18 protein-coding genes are annotated in these 22,839 nt (G+C 35.3%); 2 read left to right on the top strand and 16 right to left on the bottom strand.

Going from position 1 to position 22,839, the window contains the following annotated elements:
* Positions 1-19 precede the first annotated feature (19 nt).
* From C8N46_RS19665 to uvrA, 12 genes are all read right to left on the bottom strand, one after another.
* Positions 20-907, bottom strand: coding sequence for an SPL family radical SAM protein (locus tag C8N46_RS19665; RefSeq protein ID WP_108116829.1), 888 nt, complete (start codon positions 905-907; stop codon positions 20-22).
* Entirely contained in the window at positions 891-1,613 is a 723-nt protein-coding gene (locus C8N46_RS19660) for a DNA alkylation repair protein (RefSeq protein WP_108116828.1), read from the bottom strand. The genes C8N46_RS19665 and C8N46_RS19660 overlap by 17 nt, the downstream gene beginning before the upstream one ends.
* A gap of 36 nt (positions 1,614-1,649) precedes the next feature.
* Entirely contained in the window at positions 1,650-3,410 is a 1,761-nt protein-coding gene (locus tag C8N46_RS19655) for an alpha/beta hydrolase-fold protein (RefSeq protein WP_108116850.1), read from the bottom strand.
* Between the two features lie 174 nt (positions 3,411-3,584).
* Entirely contained in the window at positions 3,585-3,947 is a 363-nt protein-coding gene (locus C8N46_RS19650) for a hypothetical protein (protein ID WP_108116827.1), read from the bottom strand.
* Between the two features lie 45 nt (positions 3,948-3,992).
* Positions 3,993-4,892, bottom strand: coding sequence for a hypothetical protein (locus C8N46_RS19645; RefSeq protein WP_108116826.1), 900 nt, complete (start codon positions 4,890-4,892; stop codon positions 3,993-3,995).
* A 158-nt stretch (positions 4,893-5,050) separates the two neighbouring features.
* Positions 5,051-5,836, bottom strand: a complete 786-nt coding sequence (locus C8N46_RS19640; protein ID WP_108116825.1) for a shikimate dehydrogenase family protein — start codon at positions 5,834-5,836, stop codon at positions 5,051-5,053.
* A gap of 335 nt (positions 5,837-6,171) precedes the next feature.
* Complete coding sequence (locus C8N46_RS19635; RefSeq protein WP_108116824.1) at positions 6,172-6,849, bottom strand: T9SS type A sorting domain-containing protein; 678 nt, start codon at positions 6,847-6,849, stop codon at positions 6,172-6,174.
* 308 nt (positions 6,850-7,157) lie between these two features.
* Positions 7,158-7,637, bottom strand: coding sequence for a hypothetical protein (locus C8N46_RS19630; protein WP_146169907.1), 480 nt, complete (start codon positions 7,635-7,637; stop codon positions 7,158-7,160).
* A gap of 538 nt (positions 7,638-8,175) precedes the next feature.
* Positions 8,176-9,396, bottom strand: coding sequence for a permease (locus tag C8N46_RS19625; RefSeq protein ID WP_108116822.1), 1,221 nt, complete (start codon positions 9,394-9,396; stop codon positions 8,176-8,178).
* Between the two features lie 179 nt (positions 9,397-9,575).
* Complete coding sequence (locus tag C8N46_RS19620) at positions 9,576-10,349, bottom strand: hypothetical protein (RefSeq protein WP_108116821.1); 774 nt, start codon at positions 10,347-10,349, stop codon at positions 9,576-9,578.
* A gap of 502 nt (positions 10,350-10,851) precedes the next feature.
* Entirely contained in the window at positions 10,852-11,745 is an 894-nt protein-coding gene (locus C8N46_RS19615; RefSeq protein WP_108116820.1) for a hypothetical protein, read from the bottom strand.
* A 915-nt stretch (positions 11,746-12,660) separates the two neighbouring features.
* Positions 12,661-15,495 (bottom strand): excinuclease ABC subunit UvrA, encoded by a 2,835-nt coding sequence (gene uvrA / locus C8N46_RS19605; RefSeq protein WP_108116818.1) that lies wholly within the window; start codon positions 15,493-15,495, stop codon positions 12,661-12,663.
* A gap of 143 nt (positions 15,496-15,638) precedes the next feature.
* Between uvrA and C8N46_RS19600 the strand changes: the two genes are divergently transcribed.
* Positions 15,639-16,952 (top strand): hypothetical protein, encoded by a 1,314-nt coding sequence (locus tag C8N46_RS19600; RefSeq protein ID WP_108116817.1) that lies wholly within the window; start codon positions 15,639-15,641, stop codon positions 16,950-16,952.
* A gap of 118 nt (positions 16,953-17,070) precedes the next feature.
* Here C8N46_RS19600 and C8N46_RS19595 read toward each other — a convergent pair whose 3' ends face one another.
* From C8N46_RS19595 to C8N46_RS19585, 3 genes are all read right to left on the bottom strand, one after another.
* The gene (locus C8N46_RS19595; RefSeq protein WP_108116816.1) at positions 17,071-19,797 is read right to left on the bottom strand and encodes a zinc-dependent metalloprotease; all 2,727 of its coding nucleotides are present in this window, start codon (positions 19,795-19,797) and stop codon (positions 17,071-17,073) included.
* 132 nt (positions 19,798-19,929) lie between these two features.
* A complete protein-coding gene (locus tag C8N46_RS19590; protein ID WP_108116815.1) occupies positions 19,930-20,640 on the bottom strand; it encodes a hypothetical protein in 711 nt (236 codons plus the stop codon).
* A gap of 8 nt (positions 20,641-20,648) precedes the next feature.
* Positions 20,649-21,503: a DUF4846 domain-containing protein gene (locus tag C8N46_RS19585; protein ID WP_108116814.1), complete on the bottom strand. Its 855-nt coding sequence runs from the start codon at positions 21,501-21,503 to the stop codon at positions 20,649-20,651.
* A gap of 174 nt (positions 21,504-21,677) precedes the next feature.
* Between C8N46_RS19585 and C8N46_RS19580 the strand changes: the two genes are divergently transcribed.
* Positions 21,678-22,202 carry a hypothetical protein gene (locus tag C8N46_RS19580; protein WP_108116813.1) on the top strand — a complete coding sequence of 175 codons (525 nt, stop codon included), beginning with the start codon at positions 21,678-21,680 and terminating at the stop codon, positions 22,200-22,202.
* Positions 22,203-22,323: 121 nt separating this feature from the next.
* Here the strand turns inward: C8N46_RS19580 and C8N46_RS19575 are convergent, their stop codons facing one another.
* Entirely contained in the window at positions 22,324-22,836 is a 513-nt protein-coding gene (locus tag C8N46_RS19575) for a fasciclin domain-containing protein (RefSeq protein WP_108116812.1), read from the bottom strand.
* Positions 22,837-22,839: the final 3 nt, after the last annotated feature.

Raw genomic sequence — 22,839 nt, 5'->3', positions numbered from 1 at the left:
TAAAAAGTCTAGTAGCATATTATATCCTATTACTGACTTCGTATTCGTTGCAAAGTTCTTTCATTTTAGCAGCGAATGCTTTTTTGTAAAAATCAGGCATTTGTGAACCGTTTTTAAAATAATTCAAATACCTATTTTCCAATTCAGGAAAATGTTTTCTAATAGCATTTAAAACCAACGTTTTGCTGTCTGCCTTACCGTTTCCGAAAAGGGTAATTGTTGCAGGAAGTATGTATTTTACATTGCTTTTTTTGAATGTAGAAAATAATAAATGTAAGTGCTCTGTAGTATCTGATATAAAGGGCAATAACGGCATTAAACTGACTCCTGTGTGAAAGTTTTCGCGAACTGTATTTTTCAATGTTTTAAGTCGTACAGAAGGTTTTGTAGCTCCTTTTTCAAAGATGTTAGCTACCGTATCGTCCAAAGTTGAAAACGAAAAGGATATAATGGTTCCTCGGTTGTGCAATCTATCTTTTAAATCATTTGAGTGAATAGCCGTTTTATCTATTTGATGTAGCAAGTCAAAATCGCGTTCTATTAAATCCGATTTCGTAATGATATGAACAGGAAACTTATAGTTAGCAATGAGTTTTAGAGCTTCTCTTGTGAGTTCGTATGTTTTTTCTAGTTGTAAATACGGATCAGTAGCAGAAGATAACACAACAATACCATATTCATTTTTCTTGGCTCTCCGAAAAAGCTGTCTATCCAACACTTCAATAGCATTGGATTTAATCGATAAACTTTCTTCCAAATTTGTTCCGTACTTACTTCCCCTAATGTAGCAATACAAACAGTTAAATGAACAACTGCTGTATAAATTTACCGTGTAATCGTCTAAAAACCAGCTATCTCTTTTTTTAGTTTTGTTTAGAACGGATGTGACTTCAATTTTTCTTGGCATAAGCATTTCTGTTTAAACCAATTTCAATCTTTTTTCTAAACCAATATGCTGTGTTTTCGGGATGCTTTATGTCAGCGGAGTACAATGCAATAATATCTGGATGAAATTTTGCCGTAGTTTTGGCTGCCCAACCGATTCCTTGTCTCACTTCCTTATCTTTAGCATTTGCGAATGAAAGCAATATTGTAAACATGTTTTTTACATGCGATTTCTCCAATCCTTTTTTAATAGCATAATGAGTTCCAGCGCCTAACGCTCTGAGAACCCAATTGGTTTTGTGTTTGGACAGTCTTTTTATTTCTTGAATAGTTCTTTGCGGTTCATGCAACAGTGCGTACCCATAAACACGTTCACCTATAATATCACATACATACCAAATATCGGCATCCGCAATATATTCGGTGGCTTTTTCGATAGATTGTGTATAGTCGAAAGGCAATCTTTTTTGCAAAATTTTACCTAAAAGAACGTTGCCGCCTTCAGTTTTTAAGCGATGGATAGCATCACAAAAAGGAAGGTGTTGATTTTCAGGAAGTGTTTCAAACACAGTCTCAGCACAAAATTCTAAATTCGGAAAAGTAACTTTGTGTGACAAAATAGCGTCGTGAATTTCTGTAATTAACTTGTGTAAACCATCTTGATGATAGTGTATGAAGCACTTTTTAAGAATTTCTCTAACTGTTGATTTTTTAGTAATTACGTTCATTACAAATGGGTTGCTGCGAATTAAATCTTATAAAAATCAATAACGCCAGCTTGTCAAATCAGCACCTTTGGGCGCTACTTTGGCAACTTTGTCTACATATTTTTTGATGAACATACGATGATAGCGCAAACGACTGATGTGATTTCCATTGTCGTGGTCGCCGTTCCAGCAGTGTTCGGCACGATCGCCATAGTCTACTTCACCGTCGTAATACGGTTCGGTGGTTTCTGATAGAATATCTTCCGCAAGGTATACCGCATTGTTTAGGTAATAATTGTCCATATCGCCGCAGTACAAATGAATTTTATGTACCCAGTCTTGTCCGTATTTTGCCCAATCTCTTTTTAAGATATAGGCTAAATCGTAGTTTTCTTTCCAATACGCTGCCACTTCTTTATCAATTTCTCCCGTAAGGCGATCCCAAATTCGTTTCGGATAGCCTTCGTTATCAATAGGAGAGAAGGTCGCTTCCCAAATGTCCCATTGCTGTCCCGAACGTCCTTTGGAGCCTAAGACCAATTCGCGGTAGTTCATGTCTTTGAGCGTTGCATCAACATTTCCTAAGTAATCACGATGTCCTGGCACGAGCGTTTTTCGGAATGTGCCTTTTTCGTAATAGGCGTTTTCGTCTTCGTAAATATTTACCAAACAATAGGCTCTAAAATCAATTGGATCGGGACATGCCGCAAAGCACATTCCGTATTCTTTTGGATATTTTACTTGTACTGCCAAGGCTTCCCAGCCGCCCGTACTTCCTCCGTAGACAAAGCGTGACCAGCCTTCGCCGATACCTCTGAATTGTTTTTCGATGTATGGAATGAGTTCGTACGTCAACGCATCGCCATACGGACCTTGCGCTTCACTGTTGACCGCGTACGAATCGTCATAATATTGTGTTGGATGCTGAATTTTGATAGCAATCACTCTTGGGAAATCAGGACCTGTCCATGTTTTATAAAAGTCATAGGCTTCTTGCTGCACCATGATATTATATCCTTCTACGTCAAAACGTTCGCTGTAATCTGGTTTTAAATTTGGATCGGGTGGCGTGGTTCGGAATCCGTCAAAATCTTTAGGAAAATGTCCGTGCATAATCGCGAGTGGATATTTTACATCAGGATGCGTGTCCCAGCCTTCTGGCAAGAGTACATGCGCGCCGACATACATATCGCGTCCCCAAAAATCGCTCAACAATTTACTTTTGATTTTGATATGTTTTACATATTTAGTGTCTTTTGGTGGTTCAATCGGTGGAATCTTTTGATCGAGTTTTACAGTCAGAGATGGAAATGCTCCGTCTTTAATGGTTATTTTTTGCGGCATCGAGTAGAGGTTGCCAGGTGCGCGATTCCATTGTTGTCCTTCGCCTCGATCCATGGGTAATTTCACAGTCAATCCGTCTGCGCGATGGAAGGTTTCGTATTTGTGAAATACCGCTTGCACATAAAATTCGCCTGAAGGCAAGTCCGCAAAGTTTTCGACAGGATAGCCAAACGATGCTGCATCAAATTGAAGAGATTCGCTAGGTTTCCAGTCGGTCACGTCCATGCCGAAGCCTTGACAGGTTTTCGAATCGTCTCGCAATTGAAAGCGTGGTTCGGTGACGGTATCTTTGGAGATAAGCAGGATCAATCGTCCGTCTAGAGGTTCTTTGTAGTGTTCGGTTGGAAAGGAAAGCGCTATGTTTACAGCAGTGTTTTCTTTTGTGTTTGCATCTGTGCAGGACACAAGACAGCATGTAAAGAGCAATATGAGCAGATAGTTTTTGGAAACTATTTTATAGAAAAGTTTGGTCATGGTGGTTGGTTTGGTTATTGGTTTTCTATAAATGTAGTGTAAAGATTGGTTTTGTGCAATGTGGGTTTTGTGATTATGAGTAAAATACGGCAACTATAGCTGGATTGTAAGCGTTGCAAATTTTAGGGTTTCATAGAAAGGCTTCCTTAAAAGGACTGAGAATGCCTTGTTTTTTTATTCAACTAATAGTTTTTCTCCACTTTTCGGTTTTTCGTTATGTTTATTTGGTTCAAGATGATATTGGAAAATCCGATTTAGATTTTTTTCCACAATTCTTTCTTTAGTTTTTTCCATACTCGAGACATTTTTTAAATTCAGATGAATTGGTGTTTCAGTTTCGTTTGGAAATCTGGTCAACTCATCAATTGCCAAAGTTTCCACAATTCGACTTTTCACAATCCAAGTCAGTTCAGATTCTTGAGATTTTAAAATCGTTCCTTTTGGAATTCCATCTTGAACATTTTCCACTTCGGCTATTATTCCGAATCCAGAAATATTCCACGAGTCTAATATTTTAATTTTCTTTTCCGATTTCATTTCTCAAATGACACACAACTGTCTAGTATAGGAATAGTGGTGGTTTTAAGACCATAATCTTTTCAGTTTAGACCAAAGTTTATTATTGTTATTATCTTTTGTTTGGGCAGTTATTCCGCCCTTATTTTTATAGGTTGTTGGCAACCGTTTTATTAATTCGACATACTTATACTCAACATTACAATAGTCTCTTTCATAGCCTTTACTGTATTTTATGTCAGATGTTGGTACTAAAGTCTCAAAAACTATTTTTTTCTTTGAATTTAGATAGTTCCAATGATTTAGATTTCCTGAATATGCCATTCCGCCTTTAGGCAAACCTAAACAATGTGTTTTCTTGTCAATAAGAGGTTTATATTTTGCCAAGTCAATTCCGAACATTGAAAAAGGCAATTCGATATCCGCAATTTTTTGTTCTTTAGATTCTAAATTCAATTCGGCAATGTCTCCATTTGGTGTAAATCTCCAAATCAAATTATCTTCTACGAAAAACGCATCATTTAAATATTCCTTTTCTTCCTTATGATGAAATATTTCTTTCATCTGTTGTAAATCAATAACTTTAAATTCATTTGCTCCATTGATTATCATTTTTGTGGAAGCATGGTTAAATATGTTGCCATTAAACCAATCGACAGAACTTATTAATTTTTGATTTGAGTCTAAATTGATTATCTCTTGTCCACCTTTTAATGGAATGTAAACGAATTTTTTGTTTGGCGAATAAAGTTCGTAATATCCATTAGGCTCTTGCATTTCACCCGATAAAATCAATTTGTCATTCTTAAAGAACTTTACATCAAAATACAGATAAACCGACATTCTAATTTCTTGAAGGTTTCCAAGAATTAGTTTGTATTTTGAATTGTCAAACTCAAAAACAGTTGTTTTATTTCGATAATCAGAAATTTTAAAATCAGATTTAGTTATTTCTTTTAGTTCCATTCAGTTTTTTCAATGGTTGCCAACGGTTAGTATATGAAAAGTAGCGGATTTTTACGCACTAACTTTTTGGTTAAGCACTAACCTTTGTTCTATATTTTATCTTTCGTTCTATTACTTAAGCCGATATCTTTTATATACCGTGTTGTGTGTAGTTAATTTCAATTCATAAATTCATTCATTAACTTAATCTGTCCTTCTAGCATTGCAATTCCTTTATGAATTTGACACCCTTTTTGAGTTGCCTGTTTCAAAGTACAAGTCATTTCAGGACTAATAATAATATCTGCAACTAATGTATTACTATTCAAATTTGATAAAGACAAAAGAGGTTTGTCACTTTCTTTCATTCCTACAGAAGTTCCATTAATTAGAATATTTAAATCATTCGAAACATTATCACTATATGATATGTCGATATTTGGATATGCCTTTGTCAGTTTATCAATCAGTTTCATAGCTTTTGATTTCGTTCGATTAAAGATTGATAACTTCTGAATTTTATTCTCGCATAAAGCAAATGCTATTGCAGATGCAGCTCCACCACAACCTAAAAGAAAGACTCTTTTAGACTCAACAAAATGGTTATTACTTTTTAACCCTTGAATAAATCCTTTGCCATCCAGTAATTCACCTTTGATTATTCCTTCAGGAGTTCTTTTGATAACGTTGCAAGCTCCAATCATTTTCACTTCATCTGATGTTTCATCAAGATACTTTAGGATTTCTACTTTATGTGGCATTGTAATAACAGCACCTTTGAAATTTTGAATCTTCTTTAATCCTTGGATTGTCAACTCCAGAGAAACCTGATTGACGTGAAATGGTATTAGAACTTTGTTTTCGCCATTTTTTTTGAAAATAGAATTCATCAATTCCGGTGTAGCAACTTGCTTAATAGGGTCGCCAAGAATACCATAAATTTTTGTCTTTCCGTCAATTTTCATTTGTCAGTTATAATTACACACAACGTACGTATAACAAGAATTCCTGTTTACATACCAAATCTAGTAACTAACAGGAACTAATTTTACAATAACTTCCTGTTATTTTTTATAAATGTAAAACAAAACCCACACATATACAATGTGGTTTACCGTATGCTTTGATAAACTCAGTACATACTTCGACAAGCTCAGCACATACTTCGATAAACTCATCACATGCGTAGGAAATCAAAGATTCTAGGAAGTCAATGACAAAAAGAAAAGTTCATAAAACTGAAAGCCAGCTATTTTACGAAATTGGGAATTTGTGCAACGATTACTGTTGTTGGCAAACATTAGTTTTTAATCAATTTGTAGATACTCTTTCGATCTTCTGAACGTAATTCAATAAAATACAAACCTGTAGGAGCATTTAATTTGAATTGAACTACCTTGCTTTGAAGGATGCGTTTCGTGTGTAGTACACGACCATTTATATCGAATATTTGTAAGGTTACAGCATCTTTTAGATCTCTTAAATTAATGTATACTACTTCGGAAGTTGGATTCGGATAGATAGATACTTGATCAAAAACGAAATCATCACTAGTTCCTAATGTCTCTTGCCAAGTGACGTCCAAAGTGATACAATTGGTGCCACTATTACAAGGAAATTCATCTACTAAGAGATTGACAGTTCCTGTATAGGTTGCCGTCCAGCTAATGGTTGCTGGACCAGCAAATGGACCACAACCATCATCATCCGTTGCTAGAATGTCTGTTCCTGCGGTATTATATAGCGTCATGGTTAAATCAAGTGTATTTGTTGAACATGTTGAAAAGTCATACGTTTCACCTAGTGTAACATTCACAGTGATGAGATCACCACCAAAAACACAAGGGTCACTAACGGTTGCACCTGAGGATGGAGGCGTCAAATCTCTATAAAAGGTATTATCAAAAGGACAATTTTGTGCATTTACGTTTAGTGAGAACAAAATAATTGCAATAGTACTAAAAAAGCATTTTTCCATATTGGGATTATTTTAGGGGTTTTACTATCTACTAAAGGTTTTGCATAACCGTCAGTTACTAGGTTAAAGATAGTAATTTTGGATAAAGTACTTGAAACTCATCTCCAAAAGGGCAAAAAAGGAGCGCTAAATCGCTTGCTTTGATAAAGTCACTATTTGGTCACTATAACTGGGTTGTAAGCGGTGCAAATTTTAGAGTTCAATAGGAAAGCTCAAAAGAAAGGCACTCTTAAAAGTGCTAAGAATGCCTTGTTTTTTGTAGAATTATTGGGTTGTGCAACGGTTACCATTGTTACCATTAGTTTTTTTTACTTATAAAACGTATCTAATTCTTGACAGAAAATATCTAACATTTTCATTCCAACTTTATAGTTATTAATATCTGTAAATTTTTGTAATCCTTGAGTATAATTAATTTGATAAACCCTCTCATTACCTGAAAAATGTGAAATTTTTAATCGGGTTTTTAATTCCGTTTCATTTACTCTTTTAATTCTGAAATCATTTTTATTCAATGTCCAACCAGATTCATCTTTAAGCATTTCTAATATGTACACAGAGGAAAGATCATAAAGTAAATCTAATTCATTATGGTAATTCTTTTTCTTTAAGTCCTCTATACGGTTTTTTAAAATCTCTTCTTTCTCAATCATTTCAGGTGTTTTCGTAACTGTTTCAGCATTTTCAATGAAATAATCAATTGATTTGTTTATTTGCCAATTCATCAATATTCTATGAAGAATATAGAAAAGAATTAAGATTCCGATAATTATTAAAAATGTATTCATTAGAATATTTTAGGTTGCGGATTAAATTAATGGTAACGTTTAGTATATGAAAAGTAGGCGATTTCGAAGTACTAAACTTTCGGTTAAGTACAAAGTTGGATACAAGTCAAAAACATTGGTTTTACTATTGTTTCGCCTATTTTTTATATACAATGTGCCTGTTGCACAAGTCTAAGATATTGAATAATTGCGTATCTTATTGTATGCAAGGCAAGAAAATCTATCAAGAAAAATTATTCAACAATTTTCAATTAAGTGATTGAATTTAGTCATTATTTACAACTTTAAAAAATACCTAAAATTCATTTCATCAACGGCAAAAAGTGGCGCTAAATCGTTTGGTTTAATCATTTTCAAAATAAAGTCACTATATAACAGCTGTAGCTGGATTGTAAGCGGTGCAAATTTTAGAGTTCAATAGGGAAGCTCAAAAGAAAGGCACTCTTAAAAGCGCTAAGAATTCCTTGTTTTTTTGAATTATTGGGTTGTGTAATGGTTACCAATGTTGGGGCATTGTGTTTTATTTGTTTAAACCTTTCTAAATCAGATATTTTAAAGCTATTCCAATTATCAACCATACATAGCTTACGATTGCAAACCATTTCAATACTTTTTCAAGCAATGGGCTTTTGGGTGCCATTTCTTTATAGTGCATTACATCTTTTCCTTTATAAAATCCGAAATAGATTAGAACTCCCGACAAAGCCAGGAAACCGAGATTTAAATAGAAAGTATAATCTATTTTAAAATGTTCTTTTTCTGTTATGCTTGTTACATTAGATTCAGGTATGAGGTCTAGCAAATTGAACCCATAATGCAATAGTAACGAAGTAACCACAAGTGATGTAAACAACAAGAACAATATAAAAAAAGACATTCTCCAACCATAGTACTTTGCATTGATACGTAAAACGGGAAATACTACAAGGTCACTAAATATGAAAGCCATTACTCCTGCAAAGCTTACTCCTTTTCCAAAAAGCAAAGCAGCAAGTGGGATATTGCCCATTGAACCAATAAATGTTAGGAATGCTGCTACCGGCCCAACAATAACGTGTTCAAGTAAAGTAAAAAAATCGAATGACTGCTGCCCGTTGCTAGTATTGATGAAAAGTGTTTGAAAGAATGAGTCTGGTACAAAAGCAGCAACAATTCCTGCTATCGTGAATCCTACGGTTACATCTTTCCAAACCATTTTCCACTCCATTGCATACTGTTTCCCAACCTTAGCCCATTTTTCCTCAGATTTTATTTTTTCAGTAAAAGTTTTTTGGTCAAGCTGCTCTTTCTGATTAGATGAATTCAGGTTATGCCGTGCATTTTTAATAAGTTTTTTAGGTTTGATAATTAGGATAAGAAACCAACTAAATAGAATGAGTAATATTCCGCCAACGTATTCTCCAACGACAAACTGCCAACCTAAGAAAATGGAAATTATGATACCGAGCTCAATTACAAGATTGGTCGAAGCTAGTAAAAAGGCGATTGATGAAACAAAGCTAGCCCCTTTTTGGAACAAAGATTTTGAAGTTGCTAAAGCAGAAAAACTACAAGAACTACTTATTAATCCAAAGAAAGTACCCAGCAGAACACTTTTCCCATCTTTATTTCCCATTACTTTTTGCATTCGTTTTTCAGTAATGAAAACCTGTATCAATGAACTGACAATATATCCCAAAACAAAAGCCCACATTGCCATCCAGAAAAATCCTAGACTAGTATACGCTGCTTCTCCCCATTGATTCAAAAATTGATTCATTTAGATGATAGTTCTTTTGTGTTTTCTTTTCACATGTGCCCCAACGATAAAGTATATATGCAGTAGTACTTAAAACTACTGCCGTTAGGCTAATGTACAAAATTTATTAAAAGTCATTTCGATTGGTTTTTGCACTGTCTCGCTATTGCTTATATACCGTGTTGTGCGTTCGGCTTTTATTATCCCCACCAATATTTATTAAGAACATAATAATTCTTGTTATATTCTATAATAAGACAATCATCATAAAAAGTTTTTAAACGTTGAATACTTGTTATTTCTTCTAAAAATAGAGAGTCAATTAGCCAAAAAAAATGAAGTCTATGGCTTTTAGATTTTTCCTCATTCTGATTTTCGTCCCACAAAGTCTCACTAATAAAGTTCATTAGTGTATTTGAATAACTTTTACTTTCAAAAAACTGAATGTCATCTGTTTTTTTTTGAACTAATAATTCCAAAGATTCAGTTTTGTAAAAATTAAAGGCTTCTCTGTAATGGTCTACTCCAAATTTTCTATCAATATAATCGTTCGCAAAAATCAGAAACCCTTCAATTAGATTTAGTTTATATTCCTCATTCAAAACATAATCTTTATAAAAGTCGGATATCTCATAATTACTTTCCTTAAAAAATTTATAGTTTCTACTAAAATTCCAAATTGATGAAAATGTTAAATCAGAATACTTAATTAAATCATTTCTAACTTGATTTAATTTAGAGTTTAAATAGAACCTTTTACCATAATTCAAATCATCTCTTCTTACGTATTCAGATAAATCATCATCAATTATTTCGACAGAAGTTTGGTCAAAATTCAAAATTTTCAATTCGTCATTTGCAATAAGAAATATATTCGACTCAGTACTAAAATCTCCATATCCAAGAACTTGATAATTTTCTTGCTCTAATTTGGCATTTTTTGCTTTTTCTTTATGTTTATAACGTATTTTCATTCAGCTGACGAACAACGTATTTGTGTATGATTTTTTGCAGGAAAAGGAGGGAAGTCCTTTTCCATTGTTTCGGAAAGATAATTAATAAGATTGAATTTCCGCTGAGGAAATTCAATCTTATTAATTATACACCGTGTGCCTGTTGCACAAGTGTAAGATATTGAATAATTGCGTATCTTAGGATATGCAAGGCAAGAAAATCTATCAAGAAAAATTATTCAACAATTTTCAGTTAAGTGATTGAATTTAGTCATTGTTTACAACTTTAAAAAATATCTAAAATTCATTTCAACAACGACAAAAAGTGGCGCTAAATCGTTTGGTTTAATCATTTTCAAAATAAAGTCACTATATAACAGCTGTAGCTGGATTGTAAGCGGTGCAAATTTTAGAGTTCAATAGGGAGGTTCAAAAGAAAGGCACTCTTAAAAGTGCTAAGAATGCCTTGTTTTTTGTGGGATTATTGGGTTGTGCAACGGTTACCGGTGTTAGCTGCTGGGTTTTATTTTTTCGTTGAGTCATAAAAGTCATCAGTATATTTATAATGAACGTTATGACCGTGAATTCCTTCGTTTAATTCTCTAATTTTCAATTTTATATTCTCGTGTGTTTTTGTCTCGAAGTCAAAATCATTAAGAATTATGAGTTTGTTATATTGTTCTTTAAGCCATTTAAACTTCTCAAACACGCTCGGATTTTCAAAACTCGTATCAAGTCCGTTTACTATAACTTTTCTAATTTTCCCTAAACTTATTTTTATTTTTTCATCGGTCATTTCGATCCAACTCTCAATAACTTGAAAATAAATCATTTGATGAAATCCAACACAACCATCATTGAATCTTTCAAGATATTGGTGATAAGGATATCTATTTCTTTTGGTTTCAAGCGGGTAGTTTAGTTGTTTTAAAAGTTTATCTGATAACACAATTCTTGGAAACTTTGCATTATTACTTTCAAGTTGGTATGCATCTATCAAACCTTGCCCAAAAACGGTTCCGTTTTCGTTATGAATTAGATTTCCAATTGTAAGTCCACCTCTAAATAAAATTCCTTTTTCAAAAAGAATTGCTCCGATATAAGCAAGGTTGACTATTAATGTAGAAGCCATTTCATTGACATTATTTTCAACTTTTACAGATACTACAATACTGTCCGAAAATGATGTGCTATTTGTTTTGTCTCTAATGTCAAAGTTTTCAACTCCTTTTTTTTGTGCATCTTCCTCTATTTCCACTAACTGTGAACTCCAACTTTCAGATGTTTCCCAACTTTTTAGATAGTCTAATACAGAGTACAGAAATTCAATTTTTGAATCATCTTTTTCAGATGAACGAACAATTTCTTTAAACCCAAGAATATCTATAAATGCTATAAGTCTATTTTCGTATTTCAAATTTTTCTTTGTTTTCTAGGTGTTCGTTCAACCTTGCAGCTAACGTATGCATAACAGGAATTCCTGTTTACATACCAAATTTGGTAACTAACAGGAACTAATTTTACAACAACTTCCCGCTATTGTCCATAAATGTAAAACAAAACCCACACATACACAATGCGGTTTTCCGTAATTTGGAGAGAACTACTCACCATTTCAACCAATAACAAGAAAGATTTATAAAAACTAAAAAACAATCATTTTACGAATCTTTTAATAAAAACATCATTTTTCATGATTTCATTGCATAATTCGCAATAAAATCACTCCCGAAAGCTTCTCGCAGCAATGCAACAGGCTTTCGGGAGTTCCCGAAACGTTCTCGCAGCCGTGCAGCAAGCTTTCGGGAAGTTACAAAAGCGCCTCGCAGTGCTGCAACACACTTTTGTTTGCGTTGGAAAACGTCTCGCAGACCTGCGAGAAGCTTTCCAACGTGGGGAATTTGTTGTTGCACGTCAGCAGGAAGCTTTCCCCAATAAAAGATGTATATACGTGTTTGTTCTTATCAAAATTGACGAAAAAGTAATAGTGACAGCACGGAGTTGTTTTTAAATTTAATCTTAGTACAAATCTTCAACATAATATACGGAACGTTCAGGGCTTGTTTTTCCGTTTCACATAGTTTGTTTGCTGAAAACTCTAGTATTCATGCGTTATTTGTAGTGTTATCGATTTAGGGGATCGAAACAGGTTTAGCGTTTAGTTTACGTAGTTTATTATTAATTCAAAGTGTGAAAAGAGTGTTTCTTGGCGGGGACACTCTTTTTTTATTTGATAATCGAGATTTATAATGCTCCGACACTTGTGCCGAAATGTTTGAATAGTTTCTACTGAATGCTTTGTGGGCGTGCCTCTGAGTAATTGACTATAGATTTATTTCAATTCCTTCTTTAAGAAGCGTGCAGTGTGACTTTTTTTGTGTTTCGCCACTTCTTCCGGAGTTCCTGTGGTAATGACTTTTCCGCCACCTTTTCCGCCTTCGTAGCCAATGTCAATAATATAATCGACCATTTTAATAACGTCCATATTGTGCTCAATAACCACAATGGTGTTTCCTTTGTTGACCAATTTGTTCAAAACTTCCATCAACACGCGAATGTCTTCAAAATGCAGTCCCGTGGTAGGTTCGTCTAAGATGTAAAACGTATTTCCAGTGTCTTTTTTAGAGAGTTCGGTAGCTAGTTTGATACGTTGTGCTTCTCCGCCAGAAAGTGTGGTGCTTTGCTGTCCGAGCGTAATATAGCCCAACCCAACATCTTTGATGGTTTTAAGCTTACGGTGAATTTTAGGAATGTGTTCAAAGAATGCTACGGCTTCGTTCATGGTCATTTCCAACACATCAGCAATAGATTTCCCTTTGTAGCGAATTTCTAATGTTTCACGGTTAAAGCGTTTTCCTTGACAGGTTTCGCAATCGACATATACATCTGGTAAAAAATTCATTTCTATCACACGCAATCCGCCTCCTTGACAGGTTTCACAACGGCCACCTTTTACGTTAAAGCTAAAACGACCAGGTTTGTAGCCACGAATCGCCGCTTCGGGAGTTTTGGCATACAGACTTCGAATTTCGCTAAAAACGCCTGTATAGGTAGCAGGATTGGAACGCGGTGTACGCCCAATAGGTGACTGATTGATGTCAATTACTTTGTCAATATGTTCTAAACCTTTGATGCTTTTGTAGGGCATTGGTTCTTTTACAGCATTGAAAAAGTGCGCATTCAAAATAGGGTAGAGCGTTTCGTTGATTAAGGTCGATTTTCCACTTCCCGAAACGCCTGTAACGCCAATCATTTTTCCGAGTGGAAATTCGACTGACACATTTTTTAGGTTGTTACCTGTGGCTTCTTTTAAGATTAAGGTATTTCCATTTCCTTTTCTGCGTTTTTTTGGAACAGGAATTTCCTTTTTTCCATTCAAATATTCCGCTGTTAAGGTATTGTGTTTTAATAATTCTTTCGGCGAACCTTCTGAGATGATTTCGCCTCCATGTCGCCCCGCTTTTGGACCAATGTCAATCACGTGATCGGCGCGTTCTATCATGTCTTTGTCGTGTTCTACCACAATGACAGAGTTTCCAATGTCGCGCAATGATTCTAGAGAATTGATGAGTTTTTCGTTGTCGCGTTGGTGCAATCCGATGCTTGGTTCATCCAAAATATATAAGACACCGACCAATTGCGAGCCAATTTGCGTTGCCAAACGAATGCGTTGTGCTTCGCCGCCCGAAAGTGATTTGGAACTTCTGTTGAGAGAGAGATAATTTAAACCCACATCTAATAAAAATCGCAACCGCGTAGAGATTTCTTTGATGATTTCCGACGCGATTTTTTGTTGCTTTTCGGAGAGATTGTTTTGTAATTCTTCAAACCAAGCAGACAATTCCACCACGTCCATTTGTGCCAATTCGGCAATATTTTTATTGTTGACTTTAAAGTACAACGATTCTTTGCGTAAGCGCGAACCACCACATTCGGAGCAATCGACCTTGTCCATGTAATTTTTTGCCCAACGCTTGATAGAAGTTGAATCGCTTTCTTGAAATTGATTTTTGATAAAACTAATAATCCCTTCAAAGTCAATTTTGTAATCGCGCGTGACGCCTAGTGTTTTGCTGACCACAGAGAATTTTTCGTTGCCACCGTTGAGAATGACGTCTAAAGCTTCTTTGGGAATGTCTTTGATAGGATCGCTGAGTTTGAAATCGTAACGTGCCGCAATGATTTCCAACTGCTTGAAAATCCACGACTTTTTATAGTCACCCAACGGTGCAATACCACCGCCTTTAATAGTTGCTTTGGTATCTGGAATGACTTTCGTTTCGTTGACTTCATGAAGCGTTCCCAAACCATTACAGTTGGGACACATGCCTTTTGGCGAATTGAACGAAAAGGTGTTTGGCTCTGGATTTGGATAGGAAATTCCCGAAGACGGACACATTAAGTTACGACTAAAATAGCGTGCTTCTGTAGGCGCATCTTGATCTATCACCATCAACACATCATCACCGTGATACATCGCTGTTTTGATGGTTTCCGTAAGACGTTTGTCATTGTCTACCTTGTCATCAATCTTTAAACGATCAATCACAATTTCGATATCGTGGGTTTTATAGCGGTCAACGCGCATTCCTTTTTCAATATCCAAAATTTCACCATCCACACGCACTTTGACAAAGCCTTGTTTTCCGATGGTTTCAAACAATTCGCGGTAATGTCCTTTACGCGAGCGTACGATAGGAGCGAGGATATTAACGCGTTTTCCGTTGAAATCGTTTAAAATTAAGTCTTTGATTTGCTCATCGCTATAACTGACCATTTGCTCGCCAGAGTTGTAACTGTACGCATCTGCGGCTCTGGCAAATAACAAACGAAGAAAGTCGTAGATTTCCGTAATGGTTCCGACGGTAGAACGCGGGCTTTTGCTAGTTGTTTTTTGCTCAATAGCGATTACGGGCGATAAACCGTCGATTTTATCCACGTCTGGACGTTCCAATCCGCCTAAAAACTGTCGCGCATACGCGGAAAACGTTTCAATATAGCGGCGTTGTCCTTCGGCATAAATCGTATCAAAAGCGAGCGATGATTTTCCACTTCCTGAAAGTCCTGTAATTACGACCAGTTTCTCTCTGGGAATCGTAACATCAATGTTCTTTAAGTTGTGAACTCTAGCGCCTTGTACTTCAATATTTTCTTCGTAATTCGTCATAGCTTTTTGCAAAAGTGCAAAGGTACGAATTTTAGATGCAGAAAGTAAATTTGAATGATTTCAATTTTTATAGTTAGAGAAGCTACAGGAAATACTTTATTTCTTTGGTTTAAGTAGTATATTTAGTACTTAATTTTGTGTTTATGAACGATAAAAAATTTGATGAAGAGATAGCTAAAACAGAAAAGACAATTAAGAAAATTCGATTTTTCGGATGGTTCTTTGTCTTTACAGGATTTATCTTTTTAATAGTTGGTCTTTACTATTGGTTTTTAATACGAGATGATTTTAACGAAGTTGGTGATTTTATTGGTGGAGTTTCAGGTTCTTTGTGGGCATTAGCAGGTCTTTTCTTTATCTATATTGCTTTTCTTGGACAGAAGATTGAGATTAAGAATCAACAAAAAGAATTAGCTCTCAATCGAAAAGAGTTAGAATTAAATAGACAAGAATTAGAAGAATCAAGAAAAGTCTTTAAAGCACAAGCAGAAATCATGCTTGACCAGAAGTTGGACACTACTTTTTTTAATTTGCTGGATAATCATAGAAAGTTAATTGATAGCTTCAAAAGAGGTGAAAATAAAAATATTGGAAGTTCAATAAGTTTCTTTAATAATAATTATAATAAAATAGAAACAGTTTCTGGTTATGAAGTTCTTCAAGAGATTTATGATACTCTGAATAGTTATCTACATGAATATTCAAACTATTTAAAAAATAGAAATATTTTCGATTCAGAAATAACTAATACTAATCCAATTTCTTTAATTAAAAAGTATAGATACATAGAATTATTATACAATGAAGTTTCTGGTATAATTGAATTTATTTCTAATAAAATAAAAAAGGATAACCGAGACTTTTATTTTAAAACACTTTTTAATAATCTATCTAATGAAGAAAAATTTTTGCTAACAACATTTAATATAAATGTTAGTGATAAACATATACCTGAACTTAATTTTGAAGATTATTTAAGATTAGGATTTATTGATTTTTCCAGTGAAGTAAATTTCTTATCTTTTAAAAATTTCTTTTTCCGTGAACAAAATTTAAAAAAAGAAATTAATGAGCGCGTAATAATTAAGATTATAGATGAAAATCCCAAAGATTATAGTGAATTCAATATATATATTGTAAAAGATGATAAAAAAGAAATTATTGATTCTATAAAAATAATGTCAATTCAGCAGGAGATTCCTGTTTATGGCTTACTTTTAAACATCACCAAGCAATATTTTTCAGAGAAAATAAAAGAAAAGAAGGAAAAAAAGGATAGCAGACAAAAGTATAATATTATACTACAAGGAATAAATAAAATTAATAACTTTTGTATGTATGATTTCTATGATATTATTATAGGGTTAAATAATGAAGAGTTGGTACTATATACAGAACGTAATTATAATTTTTTTAGTGATTGGATTAAAGACTACTTCAATGACAAAGAAAATTAAAAACTAGTTTTCAACCTACAACTTTGAGTGCATCTTTTCAGGCTTCTCAAAACAGAGTTACATAAAAAACTCCGAAGTGTTTGCTTCGGAGTTTTAAGTATGTTATATAGAAACTTGATTACTCAATAATCAATTTCTTTGTAACGGTTCTTTCTTGGTCTGTTACTGTAATTAAGTACATTCCTGTGCTTACGTTGCGTAATGAAATGTTTTCATTAAAAGTAGCCGTAGCATTGTAGTTCTTGCTGTGAATTAATCTACCAGAAATGTCGTGTACGTTGATGCTGATATCTTCTCCAGACGTAGAGTTGAACGATAACGAGAACTCTCCTTTGTTTGGATTTGGATAGAGTGCAAAGTTGTCTAACTCAAATTCTTCGTTGCTTAATACTACTGACGTTGTAGTAGTACACAATTCAATAGACCATTCATTTACGATACCAGAATCTCCGTTAAAGAAATCCACAAATACCAAGTTCCACGTACCAGAAGGATTATTTCCGTTAAATCCAGTCATAGGGTTTGCAGGTGCGTAGGTTCCAACGGTTGGTGAAGCACACATAATAGTTGGTTCGCCATCACGGAAGGTAACATCTACATTTCCGTATTGTGCATCATTACAAGTTCGTGCCCAAATATTAGAGAATCCACCGCCATTTGGAGCTTGCAATTGCATAATTAAGTCACCTATCCATGCATGAGTTACATCAGCACTTACTCTGATATCTGTAATTGGTGTAGATTCTGTAACTGTTACAGGAATAAATACTGGAGTTCCTTGTACATTCGCTCCTGTACTATCTGGAATTGGCGTTGCAATTGGTCCAGTAGTATACGTGTTACAAACTGTATTGGTTGTTACCGTAGCTCCTACAGAGAACGATTTAGAAATTGCGAAGTAGATGTTTCCAACAGCTTCAATTTTGATTCTACAATACGGTTCAAATATAAATGGAAATGTGATTGATTCAGAACCGTCGTTTGCCGTGTTAGCAGCTAATACGGTTGGGAATGTTTGTCCACCATCTGTAGATAATAAGATATTTACATTAGATGTATTGATTCCGTTAGCAGTAGTTCCAGCAACATCCCAAGTTACTGTGGTCGTTTCACCAGTTACAAAACTTTGGTCTGTAGTATCTGGCGCAGTTACTCTAAATGGCCCTGTGTTAGCCAGGGTAACGGTCATGTCATCTCTATTTGTTTGTCCACCATTTGGTGTTCCATTGTCTCTTACGGTTAACGCAAATGTCATAGTTCTAGCTACATTTGGCATTACTTCCCATTGTGGCGTTAAGTTATCGTCTAAAATATCGCTTAATTGTGGGAATGTACGATCGCCTGTAGCCACAGGAGAATACGATCTAAATTGTGGTCCTGTCGTGTTTGTTGGAGAAGGAACTCCTGAAACGGTTCCGACATCCACTTGCTCCCAGCAATATGATAAGGTAGTTCCATCAGGATCAGTAGCAGTACCATCTAAGGTGAAAGCAGTTCCATACGGAATCGTATAATCATTTCCTGCATTTACTGTTGGTGCAGTGTTTCCGTTTGCTGTATTATTAGAACAGATTGGTGCTTGGTTCAAACGTGTCCACATATTATCGATACTAATTGCGTGGAAATGATCGTCACTATTATTTTGCACGTTATCTGAACCACAAATTCCTGCATACGCCATAATGGTTGTTCCACTTCCTGGTTCTACAGCCGTAGCCGCGTTTCGGTTTCCACCTGAACAGTTTACTTGGTTTCCATTAAAGGTATGCGGCGCACCAAATTGATGTCCCATTTCGTGTGCTACGAAGTCAATATCAAAAGGATCGCCTACAGGGTTTGGAGAACCTGTAACTCCTTGTGCTTTGTTATTGGTAAAACAGATACTACCTAATGCAGCCAATCCACCACCACCAGTAGTAAATACGTGACCGATGTCATAGTTTGCTGAACCAATGTTTGCAGTTACAATCGCTTGGTTTTGGTTGATTAATTGTGAAGCATCACTATCGGTATATCCGTCGTTTTCCGCTAAGAAAATGATACTTGTATTGTCTACCAATGTCATCGTTAACGACATGTCTCTTTCAAAAACAGCATTTACTCTTGTCATGGTAACGTTCATTGCCGCTAAAACCGTTGCTCTTTTTACAGCATCTGTAGCAGCAGCTTGTCCCGCAGCGTTGATGTGATAGTTTGCATATTCTTGCGTACAAGCCAATGCCAAACGGAACGTACGTAACTGTCCATCGTTAGCATTTTCTAGTTGAAAATCATCAGTAGCACTGCGTCCAGACAAATTGTCATCAACAGCATCTTCCACCATACATCCAATATAATCATCAGCTACCGTACGATATAAGTTTGATTTTTCATACATCATGTACGTTTGCAAGTCTTTTGTCATTGGATCAATGTACAAAGTTTTGTCAACTGCATGAACCGTGGCATGGAATCCGAAGATAGTGGTAGAAAAACGAAGTACAGTACCTGTATTTTCTCTACTGATAGCTACATACGATTGAATGTCAGGATAGTTTGCTGCAAACGATGGTTCTAATACAGAAGCATTGTATACTTCAAAGTTTTCCATTTTTCCTTCTGCACCTGGAAATTGTATTACGATTTCTGACTGAATGTTTACATCTCTGTCAGGAGCCGACGCTAGCAATTGTTTTAAAGATTGTAAATCTAACGTATATGTATCATATACCGTGGGAATGGACGTTCTTACTAATAGTTCTTCCTCTTGGAAGTTAGTAGTATTGCTTTGCTTCCAAAATGACTTTCCTTGCGAAAAGGCGAAGAAAGGAAGTAACAATACTAAAAAGAAGTAGTTCTTTCTCATAATTGATAAATTGATTAATAGAAGTTTTAGTTTAATAAAAGTGCGCTAAAGTTAACTTTTTTTTTAAAATATGCTGGAAAAAGTTTAACAATTCACACAAAAAGCTCTAAAATTTTAACAAATTACGAATCTCTAATTCCAAGCTTTAAGATTTTCAATATCAATATCTAAGACCAATAGACTATGTAGAGTCGCTAAGGATATGCCACTTTCCATTGGTTGCCAATTGTCCCAAGAAGCATACAATCCGCCAATAGGAATGATATCCACCCACATTTGATAGCCTTTCGGACGACCGTTTTCATCCAAATGCCATAAGTAGGAATCGCCAGGAGTGGTTCCGCCACTTGTGTAGGTTACCAACAATCCTTCTTCGCCCGCTTCGTTTTTAGCAATACTTCGTGTTACACCTTCATCAAAGACTTTATAAGGCGCAACTACCCAAAATGAATCGTTGTGAAAGTACGAAAGTGCCGTTTCTATATAGTCCGTTTTGTCATTGTTGGTGTAGGGTTTTCCATTTATTGTGACAGTGCTTGTATTAGGTTTTTTTAAATTGAGTTGTACTTGTACGTCACTCCACGACACTTCAACGTTGTATTGGTCTTTATCCCAAACATAGTGATGCCCGCCAGGAAACGTCCAACTCAAATAGCGCGTATTTTGATAGGCGTCATAATTTAACGCAGTCAGCATTTGACGTGCGAGTACATCCGCTTTACTACTATCTGAAACTTGTGGAACAGGTTCGTTGTAAGCCAAGTATAGTACGGTAAATACAATTAATAGCGTGATGACAATTCCTAAGAGAAACTTACCTAGAATTTTTGCGATTTTTTTCATGGAGTTGGTTAGTTTTTAAATCGTCTTAAATCGGTGCTTTCAAATGTCCACTCAGGTGTGCGTACGGTTCCTTTTTTTGCAATATACCAAGGACTGAGTGCTGCATTTTGATTGTTGACTAAGACTTGAGTTTCTTGTGCAGGCATGTAACTTTGGGCAATCATGAATATTTTTTCTCCTTCTTCATTTTTCGCTACATCCACTACAATGACAGCATGCCCAAACGGATTTCCTTGTTGTATAAACACATCGCCCACTTGGATATCTTCTATGTTTGGAACGACTTCTAATTCTTTTCGTAAAGAAGCTGTGTTTGCATACGCAAAAATGTAATTCATGTAACGTCTGAATTTTTTATACGAATGATCGCCTTTGGCATATTTTGTAAAGTAGCGTGGTTTTCCGTCCGAAACAAAGTTGAAGTGAATATCCTGTAAACGATTTTGCTCAAATAAAAATTCACCGCGTAGGCGCATTACGGCATCGGCACATTGTTGCAAATCGCGCGTACCAATTTCCATATCGACCACAGAAATGTAGACGTTGTCGTTGTATTTTTCGCGTCCGTCATAATATTTAACGGTGCTGTTGAATGGTTTTAGCGGTAATTTTCGCAGATACGTTCCAAAATGTGTTGCTTCAAGTGGAACTCTGGTGTAATTTTCTGGTGTGTTGAAGCGTTCTTCAATTGTTTTTCCTTCAGGATTGATGATAGGTTCTTCAATTTCAGTTTCTTGTTGTAGAGCAATTTTTTTTTTTGGCTTTGGGGTTTGCTTTTTTTCATTCGCGCAAGCATAACAGGTCAGACTTATACATAAACTGAATATGATATTTTTTACTGTAAGTGTTGTTAGATTTGTCATAGGATGTTATTTTTACTCAGTACACGAAATTATGAATGCTCAACACAGATGTCGGTTTTTATTTCCTTCTTCTACTCCGTAGGCTTGCCCAGAGGTTGCTGATTTTCAAGAATTAAATGTACAAATTATTGAACTATAATTACGAGTAAAACAATAACAATACCAAAAAAGAACATGAACATTTTAGGCATCGGCTCTCGCATAAAGCACGAAACATACGGATTGGGCGTAGTTACCAACGTAACGTCCAAACATTATTGGGTAACTTTTATCGACAACGGATTGGAAACGATTGATATTGATAGCGATTTTGAAGTAATTGACGCTGTAGAAGATGAAGTCGATACGGTGAGTTTTTATGAAGTAGAAACCATTTTGCGAAACATGCTCAAAAAATGGTCGGATGTTTCAGAAATTGTTCCGATAGGCGATAAGTGGAAAGACGGAAAACTGATTTTAGAACCTGGCGGCACCAATTTAAAAAGTAAAGAATTACCTATTGATGGTTTCTTTCACAAAATCGTCATGGTACGCGACCGCATTCGCGTGATGGAACAAAAAATAAATTCCAGCAATTTGGAAGAGCAAGAAAAAATAGACTTGCAACAATATATTACAAGAATTTACGGAAGTTTAACAACGTTTAATGTGTTGTTTAAAAACAAATCGCAGCAGTTTGTAGGCTCGCGGTCTAAATAGGTCTTGGGTGTTTGGTTTTTGTAATACAATCTAACCTCCAACAGCTAACACCCAAAACCAAAAAAAGAGGAACGCTTTTTTTAAAAACGTTCCTCCAACTTGTAAAACTAACCAACACTAATTATGGCATCACGACAGTGTCTATGACATGAATGACACCGTTACTAGCCATAATATCCGTTTTTGAAATCATGCTATAGTTTCCATTAGCATCTTTCAACCAAATTCCTTTGTCGTTTTGTACAACGGTTATTTTGCTTCCGCTAAGCGTTGTTAATGTTACTTTTCCTTTTCCCTTTTTCAAAGCAGCGACTACATCACTTGCAGTCAATTTTCCCTTAATCACGTGGTATGTTAACACAGCCGTCAATTTTGACTTATTTTCTGGCTTCAATAAAGCACTTAATGTGTTTTGGTCTATTTTTCCAAAAGCATCATTTGTGGGTGCAAATACAGTAAATGGTCCTTCACCTTTTAATGCATCTACCAAACCAGCCGCTTTCACAGCAGTAACTAACGTAGAAAAACTTTTGTTAGAAGCTGCAATGTCTACGACGTCTTGGTTTTGTGCCGTTGTTTGGGTTGCAAACGCAAATATTGCAATGGTTGTAATTGTTAGGATTAATTTTTTCATAAT

Source organism: Kordia periserrulae, assembly GCF_003054265.1.
In the GTDB taxonomy this organism is placed as follows: Bacteria; Bacteroidota; Bacteroidia; order Flavobacteriales; family Flavobacteriaceae; genus Kordia; species Kordia periserrulae.
Note: the sequence above shows the minus strand (reverse complement) of the source record. Positions and strands in the feature narration are given on the sequence as shown.

Coding starts and splice junctions, on each gene's coding strand:
- C8N46_RS19665 (WP_108116829.1), bottom strand. CDS start 907: ATGCCAAGAAAAATTGAAGTCACATCCGTTCTAAACAAAACTAAAAAA.
- C8N46_RS19660 (WP_108116828.1), bottom strand. CDS start 1,613: ATGAACGTAATTACTAAAAAATCAACAGTTAGAGAAATTCTTAAAAAG.
- C8N46_RS19655 (WP_108116850.1), bottom strand. CDS start 3,410: ATGACCAAACTTTTCTATAAAATAGTTTCCAAAAACTATCTGCTCATA.
- C8N46_RS19650 (WP_108116827.1), bottom strand. CDS start 3,947: ATGAAATCGGAAAAGAAAATTAAAATATTAGACTCGTGGAATATTTCT.
- C8N46_RS19645 (WP_108116826.1), bottom strand. CDS start 4,892: ATGGAACTAAAAGAAATAACTAAATCTGATTTTAAAATTTCTGATTAT.
- C8N46_RS19640 (WP_108116825.1), bottom strand. CDS start 5,836: ATGAAAATTGACGGAAAGACAAAAATTTATGGTATTCTTGGCGACCCT.
- C8N46_RS19635 (WP_108116824.1), bottom strand. CDS start 6,849: ATGGAAAAATGCTTTTTTAGTACTATTGCAATTATTTTGTTCTCACTA.
- C8N46_RS19630 (WP_146169907.1), bottom strand. CDS start 7,637: ATGAATACATTTTTAATAATTATCGGAATCTTAATTCTTTTCTATATT.
- C8N46_RS19625 (WP_108116822.1), bottom strand. CDS start 9,396: ATGAATCAATTTTTGAATCAATGGGGAGAAGCAGCGTATACTAGTCTA.
- C8N46_RS19620 (WP_108116821.1), bottom strand. CDS start 10,349: ATGAAAATACGTTATAAACATAAAGAAAAAGCAAAAAATGCCAAATTA.
- uvrA (WP_108116818.1), bottom strand. CDS start 15,495: ATGACGAATTACGAAGAAAATATTGAAGTACAAGGCGCTAGAGTTCAC.
- C8N46_RS19600 (WP_108116817.1), top strand. CDS start 15,639: ATGAACGATAAAAAATTTGATGAAGAGATAGCTAAAACAGAAAAGACA.
- C8N46_RS19595 (WP_108116816.1), bottom strand. CDS start 19,797: ATGAGAAAGAACTACTTCTTTTTAGTATTGTTACTTCCTTTCTTCGCC.
- C8N46_RS19590 (WP_108116815.1), bottom strand. CDS start 20,640: ATGAAAAAAATCGCAAAAATTCTAGGTAAGTTTCTCTTAGGAATTGTC.
- C8N46_RS19585 (WP_108116814.1), bottom strand. CDS start 21,503: ATGACAAATCTAACAACACTTACAGTAAAAAATATCATATTCAGTTTA.
- C8N46_RS19580 (WP_108116813.1), top strand. CDS start 21,678: ATGAACATTTTAGGCATCGGCTCTCGCATAAAGCACGAAACATACGGA.
- C8N46_RS19575 (WP_108116812.1), bottom strand. CDS start 22,836: ATGAAAAAATTAATCCTAACAATTACAACCATTGCAATATTTGCGTTT.